This is a genomic window from Pantoea sp. SGAir0215, assembly GCF_043543215.1.
Genome location: NZ_CP028032.1, coordinates 1 through 18463, shown reverse-complemented (window position 1 = coordinate 18463; position 18463 = coordinate 1). Strand labels below are relative to the sequence as shown.

Genomic DNA, 18463 nt, shown 5'->3' with positions numbered 1-18463 from the left:
TCCGTCATTAGGTTTAGCACTTATTTTTTGGGTCGGAGATAAAAACGAGAAGAATGTCTGCTGTGCTTGACGCTGACCGTCCAGACAAGGGTGACGGTCAGCGAAACAGCGAAGATTAATGGGCAGGTAAACGTGGGCCTTTAACGTGCGCGATCAACAAACTGATCATAAAAACGAAAGCGAATAAGACAACGATGGTCGGTGCTGGGGCACTGTCGATAAAAAATGACAAATATACACCGCTGAGCGATACCATTACGGAAATGAAAGCGGCCAGAATCAACGCATGTGAAAAACGACGTGTCAGTAAGACAGCAATCGCGCCGGGCGCAATCAACAAAGAAATGGAAAGAATGATGCCCACCGCTTTTAACGTCGCCACAATCGTCAGAGAAACCATGGCTAACAAGCCATAATGCAGCCAGCGCACCGCCAGGCCACAAGCCCGCGCCTGCTGGACATCGAAACTGAATACCATCAGGTCACGCCATTTCAGGATAACAAGTATTACCACTGTCGCAGCCATCGCCCCTGTCTGAATAATGTCATCACGGCTGATTCCCAGCATATCGCCAAAGAGAATATGGTCGAGATGAATCGCGGGTTTTAACGCAACAAACATAATCAGGCCGGTGGCAAACATGCCCGAAAAAACAATCCCCAGTACCGTATCCTGTTTGATTCTGCTGTTATCTTTAAGATAGCCGCTGGCAATCGCGCAGAAAAAACCCGCGCTGAAAGCGCCTGTGGCAAGCGGTAATGACAGCATCCATGCCAGCACAACACCGGGAAACACGGCATGGCTCATGGCATCCCCCATTAGCGCCCACCCTTTCAGAACCAGAAAGACAGACAACAGCGCACAGGGAATAGCAACGATACAGGCAATTAACAGGGCGTGGTTCATAAAACCAAACTGAAAAGGTTCCAGCCACATCATCATATCTCCTGCATCCGGCGACGCCGATGGTTCGCGAGTAAACCGTGCTTAGGTGCAAACACAAAAGTCAGCAGAAACAGCAACGTCTGGGCCACCACAATGATTCCTCCTGTCGCACCATCGAGATAATAACTTGCCCAGGCACCCGCAAAGCTGGTCAGGCTGCCGATGGCGACAGCAATAGCCAGTAAACGTGGAAAGCGATCGGTCAGCAGCCATGCGGTTGCGCCCGGTGTTACCACCAGACTGATTACTAAAAAAGCCCCAACCGTTTGTAATGCCGCTACGGTTGAAACTGCAAGTAAGGTGAAAAACAGTATTTTGAGCCGTCCCGGCTGTAACCCCACGGCGCGAGCATGGTTCTCATCGAAGAAAGCCACCATTAAATCTTTCCATTTGAAAAATAAAATCGTGGCAGACGTGATCCCGATAACAGCCAACTGAACAATATCCGCGGGGGCGATAGCCAGAATATTGCCCAGTATGATGGTTTGAATATTCACCGACAGGGGATTCAGTGAAACCATAAACAGCCCTAACCCGAAAAACGAAGAAAATACCAGACCAATAATGGCATCTTCTTTTAAACGTGTACGCTGATTCAGCACTAGCATGCTCCCCGCCGCTAATCCCCCCGACAGGAATGCACCAAAGGCAAACGGAAGCCCCAGCATGTACGCGCCTGCCACGCCCGGCACGATAGCGTGCGACAGCGCATCGCCGATAAGCGACCAGCCTTTTAGCATCAGGTAGCATGAAAGAAAGGCACACAATCCACCCACCATTGCGGCAATCCACATGGCATTCAACATATATTGATAACTGAAGGGTTCAAATAATAGCGTCATGGCTGACCTCGTACTGAACGCCTGTCAGGCGATGCGGGTAAAAGAGGCTTATCATCCATGACCTCACGTAGTTCACCCTCAACCATCACATGGCGAAGTACACCGCTAAATGCCCGTTCGAGATTTGCCTGTGTAAAGGTGGTGCGCGTCGGCCCGCTGGCCAGAACGGTACCTTTGACCATCACGGTGTAGTCGCAAAACGCCACCACCGAACTGAGGTTGTGCGTTGAGACCAGCAGGGTTTTCCCTTCATCGCGCAGTTCACGCAACAGACTAATGATTTTGGCTTCGGTTTTTACATCGACGCCTGTAAAAGGTTCGTCCAGTAAAATTACCTCTCCCTGCTGAGCAATGGCCCGGGCGAGAAAGACACGTTTTTTCTGACCGCCTGAGAGCTCGCCGATTTGCCGCTCCCGGTATTCGAGCATATCTACCCGTCCGAGCGCAGCCATGACTTTGTCACGATCCTGTTGTCTGGGCCTGCGCATCAGACCCATGTGACCATAACGCCCCATCATGACAACATCCTCAACCCGGACAGGAAAAGACCAGTCGACCTCTTCTGCCTGCGGCACATAAGCCACCAGACTACGGCGTAAGGCCTGTCGCGTTGTCATACCGAGGATACTGACCGTACCTGCACGGACAGGAACGAACCCCATCAGCGCTTTAAAAAGCGTTGATTTCCCCGAGCCATTGACGCCAAGCAATGCGGCAATGGAACCGGCTGGCACGCAAAAACTGGCCTTGTCGAGGGCAATATGGCCATTGCGGTAGATTACCGAGAGGTCAGAAACATCAATTGTCGGCGTCATTGTTTTTTCATCCCATCATTAATGCCTTTCACTAATGTCTGAGTGGTGACCTTAAGTAAGTCCAGATACGTTGGTACGGGTCCACTGGCGGTACTGAGAGAATCGACATACAGAACGCCGCCATAGTGCGCCTGTGTTTCACGTGCTACCTGACGAGCCGGTTTATCCGATACGGTGCTTTCACTGAAAATAACGGGAATGGCATGTTTCTTCATCTGGTCAATAACCTGGCGTACCTGTTGAGGCGTCCCCTGCTGATCGGCATTGACAGGCCAGAGATAACGTTCTTTAAGCCCCAAATCGCGCGCAAGGTAGGAAAATGCCCCCTCGCTGGTCACGAGCCAGCGTTTGTTCTCAGGGATGTCGGCGATTTGTTTTCGGAAAGGCTCAAGCGATGCGATGATTTTCTGCTTATAGGCAGCGGCGTTCTGTGCATAGATCTGGGCATTGGTCGGATCATATTTACTCAGCGCGTCACGAATATTGTCGACATAGATAAGTGCATTATCGGGCGACATCCACGCATGAGGATTGGGTTTGCCATTGTAAGGCCCCTCCCCTATCCCCATGGGCTCGATTCCGGCAGAAACGACAACGTCAGGTACGCCTTTCAGGTGCTGATAAAAGCGCTGGAACCATAGCTCAAGATTCAGGCCGTTAGCCATCACCAGTTGCGCCCCCTGAGCCCGCTTTATGTCTCCGGGCGTCGGCTGATAATCATGAATTTCGGCTCCGGGCTTAGTGATGGATGTTACTTCAGCCGCCTCCCCCGCGACATTTTTTGCCATATCGGCAATAACGGTAAATGTCGTTACAACTTTAAATTTTTCAGCGGCATGGCTGTTTGTTGTCATTGCAACACCGAGCATGACACTCAGCGCGGTTATCCAATACCTTTTAAACCTGTTCATCGTGCTGTCCTCAGCTTAATGCACAAATATAGCTTGTGCTAACTTGTATAGCACAAGCTATAAATCAGGGACAGAAACACTTTGTGGAGTTTTTTAATGAAATGAATGGAAGTTTCATTTTTTCTGTCAGGAGGTATGTAATTCGTTATTTTAAAGAGTAAAAAATAGATCCACCCCTCTCCAGCTAATGCAGATTTTCTGCCTAAACAGGTGCACTGAGTTCGTGTAAGCGTACAAACAGCGCTGTACGGTAAGGCGGATTGTATTCTTTGCTAAAATTACAAATGTGGAACACATGCCAAAGGAGGTTATTTTGCTACTTTCACAACAGTATCTGACTAACACTATCATTGGCGAGGCCGCTCTGAACCTGATAGCAATTAATCAGGACGTAAGTGTTGAGTCCCTGGTGGATGAGCTCAGGGTAATGAAAGAATCTGAAGTTGATGAAAAACGACTTCTGCAACTGGCCGATGCAACAAAGTGGCTCATGGGATTCAGAAAAATCGGTGCACGCTCGTCTGCCGGCACAAGCTGGTCTGCACGCAAGCACCCTTTTTCAGCGTCTTCTGACAATGACTATGATGATATTTTCTTTAAATAGTAATAAGCTTGTTTTTCATCCCTGTTGGTGGGAAACAAGCTGAACCGTACGCCATAATTGTTAAAAAAGTTTAAACGCCAACCTCTATAACCCTCTGTTTTACCTCAATTAGCATTTTTTGCACAAAAATATTCCTTCAAGATCATCAAAATTCTGTACAAGTTTTTAAAACATGTATAACTTTCGCTTAGCGGCGAAGTATATTTTAACCACTTGAGGATATGAGCATGCGTCAGAACGGACATGCACCGGATAATACCAGCGACATTGCCCGTTATTTTAACCAGGCCAGCCAGCCCTCTCAGCAGGAAACATTGGGCGAAATTGTTGTGGAACTCCTTCGCGCTGGTCAAACGCTCTCTCGTAAAGCTATCTGCAGTAAACTTCTCCATCGTCTTGATGGGTGCGCTTCATCAGAACAACAGCAGCATTATCAGGCCCTGATTGGTTTGCTGTTTAGCCGTGAAGGCTGATAAATTTTGCATTAATCGTTAATTCGTTTTTAAAGTAAATTCTGATCGGACAGTACTGCGTTTAGTCACAGGGAGTGTACTGTCCACAGCTGACGCGGGAAGGTTAGCTGTCCCCGTCATCGTGACCGGACTATGGCCACACATTCGTAATCAGAGAAGCCAGTATGTACAGAAGTGAAGAAGAAAAAATAACGGATGTGATGATAGGTGAGGCCGTGCTGACCTTACTCAAGTCCGAAAGTCCGATTTCCAGCAATGCATTAATTGCCCAGCTTGAGGTGATGGCGGGCGAAACGGAAGATGCAACACGACTGCGTGCGATTAAAGTTGCCATCGTTGAAGTGCAAAAAGGAATGGCTTCTGCAAACAGTCGTCGAAGAGTGGATCTTTCCGAACGTGATAAGCACCGTTTAAACAATGATGGTCCGCCTGAAGGTTCTAAAAAGCACTGAGCTTAATGTTTGTGGCTGGTCATTCGGCGATGATGCGGTGTGATTGCAGACAGGTAAGTTACCTGATTAACCCTGATAAATAATAATACTGTCGGCTGACTTCCTGCTATTCAACTGACAATTTTCTTAGAGAATTGAGACTATGCAACAGAGCACATCAGATTTAGCCATCATCGAATTTTTCCGCAGTGAGGGCGATCACCTCGCCAAAGAAACTGAATTGCTTGGTCGGGTGATCAGAAACATTGTCAGCGATAAGAAGCGGGTGACGAATAAAGCTATCATTCTTTACTTAATTGCTGAACTTGAGTGCACTGACGATGCAACTCAGACAGAATTGTTACGCAACACACTGGAGATTGTCGTAGGCCGTACTCCGGACGACGCAGGCATTTAATGTTCATGCCAGGAAATGAAATCATTAGCATTTCCTGGCTCCCCCTACCCTGCAACACCTTGCTATAGCCATAAACATTAATGCATTTTACGCGCAAAAAAATGGATGGCGCGCTTGCAAAGAAGTTTAACTCTCTTATCACCACTGTCCTGACTCATACGAAATAGTGCATCTGTAATTTGATGAAACTGCACGGGCTCGCCCATCTTTAAAAGCTCACTGACTACTTCTCCAATCAACGCACGAATATCGTTGTCTTCATGGTTATTCACATAACCTCCAACTGGTATATATATACAGACTAACATTTTTATAATGTTAAAAACAAAGAAGATTACCGAAATATAATGTAAGCGAAGCGGTAGTATTGCGTTATGATCTTGATTTCATTCCGGGTTATATCTTTTTGAATTAATATACCTGGCAAAATTTCCTTCCCGAATAAGTTGACAAAATACGACATTAAGTAAATTTATATTTCATGACACGGCAGAATAAGAAGAAAATTTAATGATGCCTACGTTAGTGCTGAGGGGGTAGCTTTCGGGTGATATCAAAGACAGGGCAGCTTAATCGCTGCCCAATGAAATAAGATGTTAAAACTTCCTTGCATTATTTAAGGCGATGAGGATTGCACATGTTGCCAGGATGATCAGAAAAATACCTAATGCAATCATCGCATTGAATGCATAAGCTTTAAAAAGAATTAACCCGACAATACAGCCCGACAAAAATGAAAAAACGGTAGTCAGGTGCGTGTGTAACTGCTTTTGAGCAAAACGTCTGTCGCAGGGTTCGGCACGAGAAACGAACGAAGAGACGTACGTGCCAAGTGCAATTCCGGCATCAGTAAGCGTACCTGTGATATGTGTAGATCGAACACGACCATTTGAGAGTTGGGTAGACGTCGCATTATGCAATCCCATCAGGAAAGCCAGCATCAATAACACTTCACCATTATACTCAGGAGAATAAAACATTTTCTCGAACAGCGAAGCAGACGTCAGAGCAATTCCTTCGGCCAGGATAATCTGACAAAAAACCGTCCTTATTTTTCGCCTTTCTCCGGCAATGATAAATAATCTTGCCGATGTGCATCCAACAACAAACGCCATAATTAATCCAGCAAGAAAGATGAGGCTGTCAAAATCGGATGTAAAAACTTCAGTTGAAATTTGAGAGGTATTTCCACTCATATGTGACGGAAAAAAACCAAACGCGCCAAGCGCCATGGCATTAAGAATACCTGCCGTTGTCGCTAATGCCAGAGCAAGATAACGGTCTTCGGTATGTGAACGCAATTTCTTCTTTTTTATCAGCATATGATTCCCCTGTTACTGTTTTTCCGCACCATTTATGATTTCGCCTGTTGTAGATTTTTTAGCATAGTCAGTTTTAAGAAACGTAACGGTAAATACAGACTAGTCTGGACAGATAACACCCTAATTATATTGATATTTACAGTTATTTACAGGAAACGAAAAGGCGCGTAAAAATGTTAAAAATGGGTGTTCGCAGTTGATTTAATAAAACAACGAAAGACTGTTTCGCTTGTTTCCCCAGCCATGTGCTTTAACAACACTTCATGTTTATGGCAGGATACGCAACCAAACCCGTAACTGTGCAGACTGTCAGTCATATTTTTAAGGTTGTATCATGGCAAAAGTTGGTCCTAAATTTATTGTTCCTGTAATTATTGTGCTGGCTTGCCTGGCCTGGTGGCTCGTTCCGCATTATGATGCGGAAGAGGAAGCTTATTATGTATCAGTGCTCTGTGCAGTGCCTCAGCAAAATGAACATCAGATATACAATGCAATGAATAATGTTATCGAAGGCAGTAACTCTGATTATGCATTGCAAAAAATCCATTTTATCCCGGGACTGGCTAAACGTGTCATCACTGTCTGGAAAAATCTGACGCCCGACCAGCAGCAACTCGCCGCCAGTAATAACACGCAGTGCCAGCACTTGCTCACCCACAATAAATAACTGCGCAAAGGGTCACTTAATCATGCTGCAACGCAAAAACTACGCTGCGCTGGGCCAAATAACAGCGCCATATGTCCACGCCGTCAGCCATAACGGAACACTGTATGTTTCAGGCCTTACCGCCCACGGCACGACAGCAAGCCAGCGTGACATAGCAGCTCAGGCAGAAGCGATATTCGATCAGCTTGAGGTTATCGCCAGCGCTGAGCAAACGTCGTTAGAGAATTTGATAAAGGTGACCCTGTTCATTACTTCATTCACTGATATTGATGCACTTCGTAAGGTATTGTTTAAACGCTATGGCACCGCTCTCCCAGCCAGTTCACTGGTTCAGGTTAACGCCCTCTTTGCACCTGAATTGTTAATTGAGATTGAGGCGATCATTGCACTTTAAGAAAAGTTCGCCCTGCCCTTTTCATACGTGTAATGTCACCAACGGGTAAGAACATGCTTTTCGCACAGCATGTTCTTAATGTATTTTCCATCACCTATCCTTTTCTGACTTCACATCATTTCAGATAAGTGCAGTACATGTTTGCTCTGCACGTTGACATGGTATTCCTCTTATGACGCCGGCTTTTATACTTTCCCCTCTTGCCTATCTGGTTTTCAGGCATGCTCAACGCGAAAGATGCTGGCTGGCTATTAATATTGCAGCGATCGCGCTTGTATTCATACTTATGAAAGCTTTTTGACATGCCATACAGATATGCCACATTGTCGTTGCGATACGAATAACAAACCGAGTGGCTGACGTTTCGCAGCTCACTTATCAGCCTTTCGCATACCTGTCATAACCAGAATTGCGGTTTATCTGCATAAGGCTTTCTCATTCAGACAAACTGGCTGTACCTGTCAAAAGGAACCTGATTAATTAATTCGTATTTCGCGTGGGCCTTGGTAAAAGGGATTCATTCAGAAACCCATGACATGTGAATTTCAGCCTGAAATCGCCAAAGAGAAGCACTGACTACAGTAAATGTTTGAGTATTCACTGTAGTCAGTTCGCGTGAACAGATGACTGCGTTATTGGCACGCTTATTCTAGAAACAGATAAAAAGGACGGCTAACAGCGATGCTGCGGCGATGTTAAGATCGAAGCTAGTGGCAGCTCTAGACCGCTTGATATTAAGGTCATTGAGCCGGCCTGAAAGACAAGCGCGCTGAACATGAATCTCGGACAGCAATACGGGTACCGCAGGCTTGCGATATGCAGCAAGCCGCTAAAATGTCACGGTCATCTTAGCTGGACGCGCATTTTATAGTGCCGTGATTTATTAATTTTAACTTTTACCCGATTTCGCTTTGCGGCCTTCCGGATTATATTAATTCTGTATTTCTTCAATAACGATGCGAGTCAGTTTCAGCGTGATGAGTTGTAAACATTGACTCAGGCGCGTAACCGCATTCACGGCTTAGCTTTTAGCTTCCGCCCGGAAAGGTTGACGACCAAATTTCAGCCTGAAATCGCCAAACTCATTTGGCTCACTGATTACAGTGAACATGCAGCAGGTGTTCACTGTAATCAGTAATCCGTAATTAGTAATCAACTGCATTTTTACATATGGCCGCTTCAGACTAAGCGAGAGATCTCATGTCATTGCCATACTCATCCCAGGCTGCTCACCGCGCCGTCAGTAAACGGCATATTCCTGACTAACAGCGGTACCAATGCGTGGCAAGTGATTCACTGTAATCTGTAGTGTGAAGCATCGGTAAGCGTCAAAGCCTGAGCAACATGCTCAGGGCACCAAAATACTGATTACAGTGAATTCAATATTAAAATCTGAGCTCCCATCGCTTTATCCTTTTGAACATGATTAGCCGGAGCAGATGTAATAAGCCTTTCTTCGTTTTCAAAAAGTGAGATTAAAGCCAATGATGGTGTCACCTGTATTCTGGTGCCTGAAACGTTTTGCGGCCGATTCAACAGCAATGATACTGACGCAACCTGCAGGCTTAAGTGGTTTTATTGATACACCGAGAATTTGCATCATCATTCACAGCGCCTCACAGAAAACGCGGTGATATCATTTGTCTTACCTTTCCTCACTCGCTGGCCCCAGTCCTGCAGTGTACGGGCGACTACAGGCTTCACTCGTAAAGAAAAGAGGGATGAGGGCGCTAATCAGCGTGAGAGAGAGATTCGGGCAAAATCGTGATGGTGCCATGCATTGACAACTTTGGCTTATTCATTACCAAATACTTTCCCGTTAGCACATCATCATACAGAGTGATTTATCCATCACAGCCTTAGTTATCCACTTTTTCTGTGGATAACTAAGGGATATTTTCTGTATATCGTCATTATTGATAATTTTATTGTTTATCAGCTTTTCTCACGGCAAATAAGTTTAGTGAGGATACGGTGTCAGCTCATATCGATGAGGCTTACATTGCTGGCAGTTTTAGAAAAATTTCAGGGTGAAATCGCCAAAATAAAAGCTATATAATACAGGTATATATAAGAGAAAATCGCAAATTTATCGCCGTAATAGCGTAACATCAAAGCATTCCATCACTCCTTCAAACTTTCCTTTTAGTACGAACAGTCGAGAGACAGCATGAAGAGCTGATAAAAGCGCAAGCGGTTGAACAAATATCATCCATAAGATGATTATAAGACCGGATTTCTGAACGTCAGGCTTTCATTACAGTCTTACAGATCATGCACAATTTCGACCAGCACAACCAAGACCCAAAACAGAATTTCGGGCGAAATTTTACGGCACTGAGATAAAAAAGAACTTACTTTTCAATATATTAATATCAGCAAGGAAGACTATTAGATGGCGATTTCAGCCTGAAATTGCGAGTGTAAATAGCAGCATAAACAAAGCAGGAAGGGAGGAAAGAAACCAGGCAAAGGCTATTTGCCTGGTCAGGGTTATACGCTCATCGTGTCATGAATTTTTTCAGGGTTTCTGAGATCACTTTATCCAGCTCATCCTGCAGCTCTTTAGACTGGCGATTAAATTCATAACTGAACATCCTTCCTCGCGTTTTTTTACGCGCAAAACGATCTTTATCTGCGAAAGACCACAGCGCAATGGCAGTGGTTTTGTCTTTTTCGGGCTCTTTAATCAACGTCTGGCTGCCCTGACGGATTAAGCGAAGAATATTATTCTTTAGCTCATCTTCAGCTAAATTTTCACGCGCTCTGACCACATCGATTTCAGCAGAAATCGCATTAATCAATGCGTCAACTGATTGCCCTGTTTCACTGAGCTTGTCTGAAGCCTGGAGCAGAGCTTTATAATCAGGATAAGTCAGTTCAGATTGATTGGGGAAAAGCGAAATCAGATCGGCAGGCACACTCGCCGCCTGTAATGCACGGGTCACTTTAGCCTGAGACAGCCCCTGATTTTCAGCAATTTCCTTTTGTGAAAGTCCGCCTTCTTTAAGCGCAAGCAAACGCATGCCGACTTCACGTAAATTATGTTCGCGCGCCGTCTGTATATCCTGTGCAAGCTTGCGTGCCTCATCGGGTGTGATTGCAGCATCGGTAACCAACACATCAAGACCGGTTTTACAGTGCAACGCTGCGGCCCGTCGCCTTGAACCATCCAGTATCTCGATACGTTCGTCCTGCATGATGCCAATGGCAGGAAAAAACTGCTGGAGTTTGATGGTACGAATAATGTCGCGTAATGAATCAGGTGTAAGACCAGACTGGTCGCGACCATTGGTTTCCATATTTACGAAGGTTTTAGCAGCCACTTCGCTGGCAGGTATATGATTAAACCTGAACACGGCGCGTTTCCCCGTCGAAAGCACAAAGGTTTGTGAGGGGAGTTCAGAGGATTTTTCGGTAGTTAACGGCGTCTGGCTGAAGGTTCGACCAATCGTTATTCTTTTTGCACTCATAAAAACCTCAGTTCAGGCGAATAAATTCGATGCGGTCAAAAACCGCTTTTGCAAAATCTTCAGCGGCAGAACGCGCATTTTTTAGCGCTTCGCTGCTGCCCACATAGGTGGATGGATTAGCAGATATAACGGTGTCAAATGACTCTCCACAGCGTTCAAAACCATCCAGTCGCGGAAGCGTTGCATCTAACATATCGCCGCCAAAAATTTCTTTAGCAAGACTGTGACACAGCTTATGGTCAGCTTTATTCGAGAGTTTCGACATAAAGCCGATATTTCCCTGAAGGCGACACTCTGCCCCCGATTCTTCAATGATGCCAATCAACTCAGGTAAACGCGTCAGATATTTGAGAGTGGAATGAAAATCCACCTGTGCAGGCGGCACCGGCGTCATCAGAAGATCAGAAGCAGCAATCGCGTTCTTTAAAAAGGCATCCAGATGGGGACCACTGTCGATGAAGATAAAGTCGTAATCTTTTTTGAGTTTTGAGACAACATTGTCATAAAGCACTGAATGGACATTCTGTCCTGGAAGATGCGTGGCACAGAGCTCATCCCAGCTAGATGCAATAAACGCATCATCGATGGAGGCGGGTAGCACATCCACGCCCGGAATGATGGACGATACGATAAACTCATTCACCAGCTCGTCACGACTCACGTTCTGTAGCATGGCCTGCGCGGCCGTAGCCTCAACCAAACCGACTGAGCGTTCATGATTTAAAAACATGGTGGCTGAGGATTGTGGGTCAAGATCGATAACCAGAATGCGCAGGTCTTCATAGAGCAGGTGAGGGTGAGCGCGAAGCGCATGCGCCAGAGAAACTGTCGAAACGGTTTTAGATACGCCGCCTTTTAAATTTCCGACAAATAATGTAAAGGCTTCAGGATGGCGATCACGGTATTTCGGTACGCCGCGATGGTGATAGATATCAATGATATTCTGTATGGACATGGCGTATTTGACCGAACTTCCCGCAGCACGCTTATCAAACTGGTAGCCACTTTCTTCCATCTCATTGACAGCATAATCCACACTGGCGCGGGTTAATTTTGGCAGTTTAGCCAGCGCAGCCTTCGCATAAATCTGGTAATAACTGTTTTCCTGTAACTCAAGCTTTTGCGCCTGAATTTGTTCAGTAAGGCTCAATAGCATCCGTTCAGAACGCTGAGCAACTTTCATGACCTGACTGTCATCGTTAGCCATACTTACTCCAGATATGTAGGATTTACGAATTTATACCTAAATCCTGCACATCGGGCAAGAATTTATCTTATAAACGCTATGCTGTGTTTAATGCTGAACTTATGATTTATGTGACGCTATACACATAATTTACTGTAATAAGCATCTGCGATGCGTTCAGGAGTGAACTATACAGGAGGATGAACTTAATCCGTCTCGCCCACACAGCTGGACAAAGATACCGTGAGGCTATCTTCGCTCGGTTTATACAGGAAAAGTAGAACGTCAGTACGTACAACGAGAAGCGAACATTCACTGTAATCAGTAAAGCCCGCCGATCACATGAGCGCAAAACTGCGTAGCAGAGGGTCAGCAGCTACCGCGCTTGTGGCGTCACTGCTGGCGAATGTATTTAACGGGCATCTGACCAGCAGGTGCCTTTTAACCTGTATTCGTTCACTGTAATCAGTAAAAGATTCACTGTATTCAGTAGCGGATGAGCGCCGAGCGTGTGGTCAGAATCAGGATGACAGACAGCTAAAACAGCACAGCAGGTGATTCAGCATCAATATCTATTACTCAGACTCAGCGGAGGCGTTCTGGACCCATCCTGTGTTCACTGAAGCAAGCTGTGTCTCAATGCTAACTCTCTAAAAATCTGACAGAGCGAACATATACATCCGCAATGTTCACTATAATCAGTATCCCTTCCAGTTGCCTGCAGATGAAAAGCCTGACCACAGAGATGCCGCTATTTGCCACACGACTTGCTTCTGTCGCAACAGATGTGGAAAGGCATCGACTAAAACATTCACTGTAATCAGTAAGTGATGCCGGGCCAGCTTTAAGGCCGGACCTGGCGATAAAGGCGTAGCGATACAGACCGTGACGAGCCTTTAGCGAAAAATAAACAGGGAAGGGGAATGACGTAAACATTCACTGTAATCAGTAGGAGAAACCCCATACCAGCGTGGCAGTCTTTGTTGTCGGGTAGAGAAGTCCGGAAGAGGCTTCATCAGCCCGGTCCCCTGAATATTCACTGTAATCAGTAACACTTGCAGCCTTCAGAAGGAGAAAATGCTCATGGCATCAGGCTGGAAGGCTATAAGAATGATACGCTTCCCTGTAACATTCACTGTAATCAGTAAACGCCCTGATCTGAATCAGCCTCTGCCTGACTTTGTGGTCCATCCATGACACGTCGATAGCATTCACTGTAATCAGTAAACGTAGCTGCCACCGTCAGTAATCTGGATCTAACTTCGGAACGTTCACTGTAATCAGCAGGAACCTCGTGACGAACAGAGGACAGATTCACTGGAATCAGTAAATGCATTTTGTCGGCTTAACCCGTCATAACATTCACTGTAATCAGCGTTCCACTAACCCTGTCACTTTTTTAGTGTGATTGTTCATTAATGCCAACGTGTTCAACCCTGCGTTGTCTAACCCAAAAAAATACAAATAAAATCAATTAATTAATAACAATATTCACTATAATCAGTTATATCATTCTCCACAAACGTTCACTGTAATCAGTGAAAGGCAGGGCGCGAATAAACGCAGCCAGTATTCACTGTAATCAGCAAGGCGAGGCAAAAAAGGATAAGCAGAAAATTAATAAAATAATAGTAAGCGCATACTTACTTATAAGTCATTGAAATATTATCAAAATAAAATCAGATGGCAGACGTTCCAACAGCATAACTTCAGCGGCGTTACTGACTATAGTGAATGCCGCTGATTACAGTGAATGATTGTAGGTAAGGAGTGAAAGAAGTATATGAACTGGCGTGCAGTGTCACTTTTTAGTTAAAAGTGACACTGCAACGCAAAACTTACTGATTACAGTAAATGTGCGCGCTATTCTTCAAATTCAATGTCTTCAAGGGTATCAATGCCTTCAAGATTGCCGATACCATCCAGTTTAGGCGTCCTGCTGTGGATAATGAAAAACACAGAGCGTCCGCGTTTGACTTCAGAATAGTCGAGATAGCCAATCTCTTTAAGCTGCTCCATTGCGCGTCGCACAACGTGGTTCTGCGTCGTAATTTTAGATCCTAAATTCAGGCGCATACGCAGGCGTGCCAGTGATATAGGCGCAGGGTTGGTGGGAAGGCTCTCAAGGAACGTATAGAGCGCCTGAGCCGATTCTTTACGTTTCAGACGGGAGATGGCGCGTAGCTGAAGTAAAACCTTGTGATCGAAGTTATAGAGCTCAAAAAGCTTGGGATCAGCTTGTATGCGAACAATATCTTTTTCACGATCATAGTAGGCAGACTGAACAAGGTGCGTGTGATAGGCCTTACCGTTTCCTTCAAATGACAGGGTATTGGTCGCAATTCGCCGTAGGGATGCATCAAGCCGCTTACGTAAGGCAGCAGAAGAGTTTGCTGAAGGTATTCCACACATTTTAACGAAATCGATAAAGGGCAGCGTGACCGTATCGCCCTGAGTAGGATAACGCGAAAAAGACTGGATGATGCCTGCCCATGTCTTGAAATCATTATCCATATCCAGCCTGGCACCGGTGATGGTAATCTTTTCATACCCTTCCGCTTTCACCAGCGAGAGGTTTTTAAGTTCTTTCGTCGCATCCGTGGACGCCATCGCGCCTGAAATCCCGCGCGCGGTGGATTTAAGCGTTGGTACAAACAGTCCCAGTCGCATCAAGGCAACAGGCTGAACAGTGTTATTTTTATTGGGATGAAGCTGAATAACTTCACCGCTGTTTTTAGTCACAGACAGAAAAGGCTCTAGTAACGCTTTGTTTTCACTATCTTTATCTGCCATGGGATAAGATCTTCATTCTGTGGATGAAAAGGATCGTTTTCTGATTACAGTGAACATTAGCACTGATTATAGTGAACTTTCTACAGTGTGTAGTGAATAAAGTACTGATTACAGTGAATAGTTTGCTGATTACAGTGAACACCAACCCCCTCTCAGCCCTTGTGTGGCGCGGCCTGCAGCGATCGGGGATCTCTTTGGATCTATTATGGATCTCTCTATGATCGTTATATAGGAACTATTCACTGTATAAGTGGATAACTCAGCGATAACAGATCATAGTGATGTTTCTCTGAATAGCGTTTTTTATAAAAACGATAAGGTAACTGCCACCCGTCCCGGACAAACGCACTCACTTGTACCTTCATTTATCAGAAACAAGTTCATCACTATTATTCATTTTTCATCAGTATTACTACGGCGTATGGTGACAGAATTTCGTCATTAATAAGGATCACGATCATGACTGACTTTGCCATTTCCCGTAATCCCACAACGGGTGAAATTCTTGCAAAATATCCAATGCAAACCGCTTCTGAACTGGAGCAGACGTTAGACTCAAGTGCCAAGGCCAGTAAAGCGTGGCGGCAAAGCAGCATGGACATGCGTGTCAACGTACTTCGTCAACTGAGCGAACAACTTCGCCAGCGTGAGCCAGAACTGACGCGAATGATAACCCTGGAAATGGGTAAACCTGTTGCACAGGCAAGAGCAGAGATCCTGAAATGTGCCAGTTTGTGTGACTGGTACGCTGAATTTGGCCCTGCCATGCTGCAAGACCAACCCTCACAGATTCCCGATGCGTGGCAGTCATTCCGGCCAATCGGGACTATCCTGGCGGTAATGCCCTGGAATTTCCCCTTCTGGCAGGTTCTGCGCGGTGCTGTAGGGATGCTGCTGGCGGGTAACACTTATCTGCTGAAACACGCCCCTAATGTCATGGGAAGCGCAATGCTGATGGCAGAGCTGTTCGATGCTACAGATCTGCCTGAAGGCGGTTTTAACCTGATAAACGTCGATAACGAAGGCGTTTCAACCGCAATCCGGGATGATCGCATCGCAGCGGTTGCAGTAACAGGCAGCGTCCGGGCGGGTGCCGCTATAGCTGCCCAGGCGGGTGCGGCGCTGAAAAAAACCGTGCTGGAGTTAGGTGGTTCAGATCCTTTCATCGTGCTGGCCGATGCTGATCTTGATGAAGCCGTTAAATCCGCAGTCACAGGCCGTTTCCAGAACACCGGGCAGGTTTGTATGGCAGCGAAACGCTTTATCGTTGAAGCGCCGATTGCGGAAGCGTTTGAAATGCGTTTTGTTGAAGCCGTTAAGGCGCTTAAAATCGGCGATCCGCTGGATGAACAAACGTACATTGGCCCAATGGCCCGTTACGATCTCCGCGATGAACTGGATGACCAGGTCAAAGCGAGTCTGCGTGAAGGTGCACGTCTGGTGTTAGGTGGCGAAAAAATAGCAGGGCAGGGCAATTATTATGCACCGACGATCCTGTCTGATGTAACAAGTGACATGACAGCCTTCAGGCAAGAGCTTTTTGGGCCTGTCGCCGCTATCGCAGTCGCCCGTGATGCGGATCATGCGCTGGAAATCGCTAATAACAGCGAATTCGGACTCAGTGCAACGGTATGGACGAACAACACCAATCTTGCTGAGCAGATGACGGCAAACCTCGAAGTGGGTGCTGTATTTATTAATGGCAATGGTGCATCCGATCCACGCGTGACTATCGGTGGCGTGAAGAAGAGTGGCTATGGTCGTGAGTTATCGCACTTTGGCGTCCATGAGTTCTGTAATATTCAGACAGTCTGGAAAAACCGGCGCTAACCAGTATTTTCTTATCCCCTGAGTCTACCGGCGCAGCAGTGCGCCGGCTTACTGTCTTTTCCCATCGGACAACAACATTGATTTCTGCCTGACACAAAACAGGATCCTTTGCAGAAAAAGATCCGTTACGATTCTGCGTCATCGAACCAGCCGGGCAGGGGATCGGAAAGCGTCACCCAGTATCCCGGCCCCGCCGCCATTTCCTGAGGGGTTAACAAGGCGTGATCAAGCGCAGCACGCACTGCCGTTTCATCCATATCGATGCCGATAAAAACCAGTTCCTGTCGTGCATCGCCTGTCCCGTCTATCCAGTTGTCGGCAATAAACGCGAGGGATTCACTGTCCTGTGGCCATTTATCACGCGGGATACTGGCCCACCAGCTGCCTGCATAGCCATGCCGGGCTATCGCACCCGCCTGAGACCACGACGCTGCATATTCAGGACGGCTGGCCAGCCAGAAATAACCTTTCGAACGAATCACCCCCTCAAGCTGATGATTAACCGCATGCCAGAATCGTTCAGGATGAAACGGACGCCTTGCGCGATAGACAAAGCTACGAATACCGTACTCTTCTGTTTCTGGCTGATGCTCGCCGCGAAGTTCTTTTAGCCAGCCTGGTGCCTGAGCGGCCTGGTCAAAGTCAAACAGGCCGGTATCCAGTACCTGATCGAGCGGAACATTACCAAAATGGCTGGTGATAATGCGCGCCCGTGGATTCAACCTGTGCAGCATCGCTTTGAGCGTGCGTTGATCCTCATGGCTGATAAGATCGGTTTTGTTCACAATCAAAACATCGCAAAATTCAATCTGATCGATCAGCAAATCCACAACCGAGCGCTCATCCTCTTCGCCCAGTGATTCGCCACGCGCCTGTAAGGAGTCCAGTGAACGGTAGTCACGAAGAAAGTTATAACCATCCACAACAGTGATCATGGTATCCAGCCTTGCCACCGTCGACAGGCTTTCACCTTCTTCATCGGCAAAGGTAAACGTTTCGGCAACGGGCAGCGGTTCGGAAATGCCGGTTGATTCAATGACCAGATGGTCGAAACGACCTTCCGACGCCAGCCGTTTCACCTCCAGCAAAAGATCCTCACGTAGCGTGCAGCAGATGCAGCCGTTGCTCATTTCCACCAGCTTTTCATCCGTACGAGACAGTGCCGCACCGCCATTACGTACTAAGGCTGCATCGATGTTGACTTCCGACATGTCATTGACAATCACGGCGATGCGCCTGCCTTCACGGTTATTGAGGATATGGTTGAGAAGGGTGGTTTTGCCTGCCCCGAGAAAGCCGGACAGCACGGAAACGGGCAAACGTTTGTCTGTGGGCGATGAAAGAAAGTGGCCTGACAT

Annotated in this window: 18 protein-coding genes; 7 read left to right on the top strand and 11 right to left on the bottom strand. The window is 46.5% G+C overall.

Annotated elements, in window-relative coordinates:
- Positions 1-115: 115 nt before the first annotated feature.
- The 4 genes from C1N64_RS21100 to C1N64_RS21085 are packed head-to-tail and all read right to left on the bottom strand — an operon-like array spanning position 116 to position 3457.
- Entirely contained in the window at positions 116-937 is an 822-nt protein-coding gene (locus tag C1N64_RS21100) for a metal ABC transporter permease (protein WP_277284907.1), read from the bottom strand.
- A gap of 2 nt (positions 938-939) precedes the next feature.
- The gene (sitC, locus tag C1N64_RS21095; RefSeq protein ID WP_162286562.1) at positions 940-1788 is read right to left on the bottom strand and encodes an iron/manganese ABC transporter permease subunit SitC; all 849 of its coding nucleotides are present in this window, start codon (positions 1786-1788) and stop codon (positions 940-942) included.
- Positions 1785-2603: a manganese/iron ABC transporter ATP-binding protein gene (locus C1N64_RS21090; protein WP_133745708.1), complete on the bottom strand. Its 819-nt coding sequence runs from the start codon at positions 2601-2603 to the stop codon at positions 1785-1787. The genes sitC and C1N64_RS21090 overlap by 4 nt, the downstream gene beginning before the upstream one ends.
- A complete protein-coding gene (locus C1N64_RS21085) occupies positions 2600-3457 on the bottom strand; it encodes a metal ABC transporter substrate-binding protein (RefSeq protein WP_269750711.1) in 858 nt (285 codons plus the stop codon). Before C1N64_RS21085 ends, C1N64_RS21090 begins: the two co-directional genes overlap by 4 nt.
- 352 nt (positions 3458-3809) lie before the next feature.
- Between C1N64_RS21085 and C1N64_RS21080 the strand changes: the two genes are divergently transcribed.
- The 4 genes from C1N64_RS21080 (at position 3810) to C1N64_RS21065 (ending at position 5440) form a co-directional block, all read left to right on the top strand.
- Positions 3810-4118: a hypothetical protein gene (locus tag C1N64_RS21080; protein WP_241492762.1), complete on the top strand. Its 309-nt coding sequence runs from the start codon at positions 3810-3812 to the stop codon at positions 4116-4118.
- 227 nt (positions 4119-4345) lie between these two features.
- A complete protein-coding gene (ycgZ, locus tag C1N64_RS21075; RefSeq protein ID WP_033742343.1) occupies positions 4346-4591 on the top strand; it encodes a regulatory protein YcgZ in 246 nt (81 codons plus the stop codon).
- 164 nt (positions 4592-4755) lie between these two features.
- Entirely contained in the window at positions 4756-5043 is a 288-nt protein-coding gene (locus C1N64_RS21070) for a hypothetical protein (protein WP_033742341.1), read from the top strand.
- A 142-nt stretch (positions 5044-5185) separates the two neighbouring features.
- Positions 5186-5440 carry a biofilm/acid-resistance regulator YmgB/AriR gene (locus C1N64_RS21065; protein WP_205954603.1) on the top strand — a complete coding sequence of 85 codons (255 nt, stop codon included), beginning with the start codon at positions 5186-5188 and terminating at the stop codon, positions 5438-5440.
- A 77-nt stretch (positions 5441-5517) separates the two neighbouring features.
- On the opposite strand, the gene C1N64_RS21060 is transcribed toward C1N64_RS21065, so the two are convergent.
- A complete protein-coding gene (locus C1N64_RS21060; protein WP_072193608.1) occupies positions 5518-5712 on the bottom strand; it encodes a hypothetical protein in 195 nt (64 codons plus the stop codon).
- A 324-nt stretch (positions 5713-6036) separates the two neighbouring features.
- Positions 6037-6762 carry a YoaK family protein gene (locus tag C1N64_RS21055; protein WP_205954604.1) on the bottom strand — a complete coding sequence of 242 codons (726 nt, stop codon included), beginning with the start codon at positions 6760-6762 and terminating at the stop codon, positions 6037-6039.
- Positions 6763-7096: 334 nt separating this feature from the next.
- Between C1N64_RS21055 and C1N64_RS21050 the strand changes: the two genes are divergently transcribed.
- Both C1N64_RS21050 and C1N64_RS21045 read left to right on the top strand, forming a co-directional pair.
- Entirely contained in the window at positions 7097-7429 is a 333-nt protein-coding gene (locus C1N64_RS21050) for a hypothetical protein (protein ID WP_162286566.1), read from the top strand.
- Between the two features lie 22 nt (positions 7430-7451).
- Positions 7452-7823, top strand: coding sequence for a RidA family protein (locus C1N64_RS21045; protein ID WP_006122018.1), 372 nt, complete (start codon positions 7452-7454; stop codon positions 7821-7823).
- Positions 7824-9285: 1462 nt separating this feature from the next.
- Here C1N64_RS21045 and C1N64_RS21040 read toward each other — a convergent pair.
- The 4 genes from C1N64_RS21040 to C1N64_RS21025 form a co-directional block, all read right to left on the bottom strand.
- Positions 9286-9429: a hypothetical protein gene (locus C1N64_RS21040; protein ID WP_205954606.1), complete on the bottom strand. Its 144-nt coding sequence runs from the start codon at positions 9427-9429 to the stop codon at positions 9286-9288.
- Between the two features lie 895 nt (positions 9430-10324).
- Positions 10325-11296 carry a ParB family protein gene (locus C1N64_RS21035; protein WP_033742325.1) on the bottom strand — a complete coding sequence of 324 codons (972 nt, stop codon included), beginning with the start codon at positions 11294-11296 and terminating at the stop codon, positions 10325-10327.
- A gap of 7 nt (positions 11297-11303) precedes the next feature.
- On the bottom strand, positions 11304-12503 hold the full coding sequence (locus C1N64_RS21030) for an AAA family ATPase (RefSeq protein WP_039339560.1): 1200 nt from the start codon (positions 12501-12503) through the stop codon (positions 11304-11306).
- A gap of 1842 nt (positions 12504-14345) precedes the next feature.
- Entirely contained in the window at positions 14346-15275 is a 930-nt protein-coding gene (locus C1N64_RS21025; RefSeq protein ID WP_006122024.1) for a RepB family plasmid replication initiator protein, read from the bottom strand.
- Between the two features lie 459 nt (positions 15276-15734).
- Between C1N64_RS21025 and C1N64_RS21020 the strand changes: the two genes are divergently transcribed.
- On the top strand, positions 15735-17105 hold the full coding sequence (locus C1N64_RS21020) for an aldehyde dehydrogenase family protein (protein ID WP_033742323.1): 1371 nt from the start codon (positions 15735-15737) through the stop codon (positions 17103-17105).
- Positions 17106-17230: 125 nt separating this feature from the next.
- On the opposite strand, the gene zigA is transcribed toward C1N64_RS21020, so the two are convergent.
- Positions 17231-18463 (bottom strand): zinc metallochaperone GTPase ZigA, encoded by a 1233-nt coding sequence (zigA, locus tag C1N64_RS21015; protein WP_033742321.1) that lies wholly within the window; start codon positions 18461-18463, stop codon positions 17231-17233.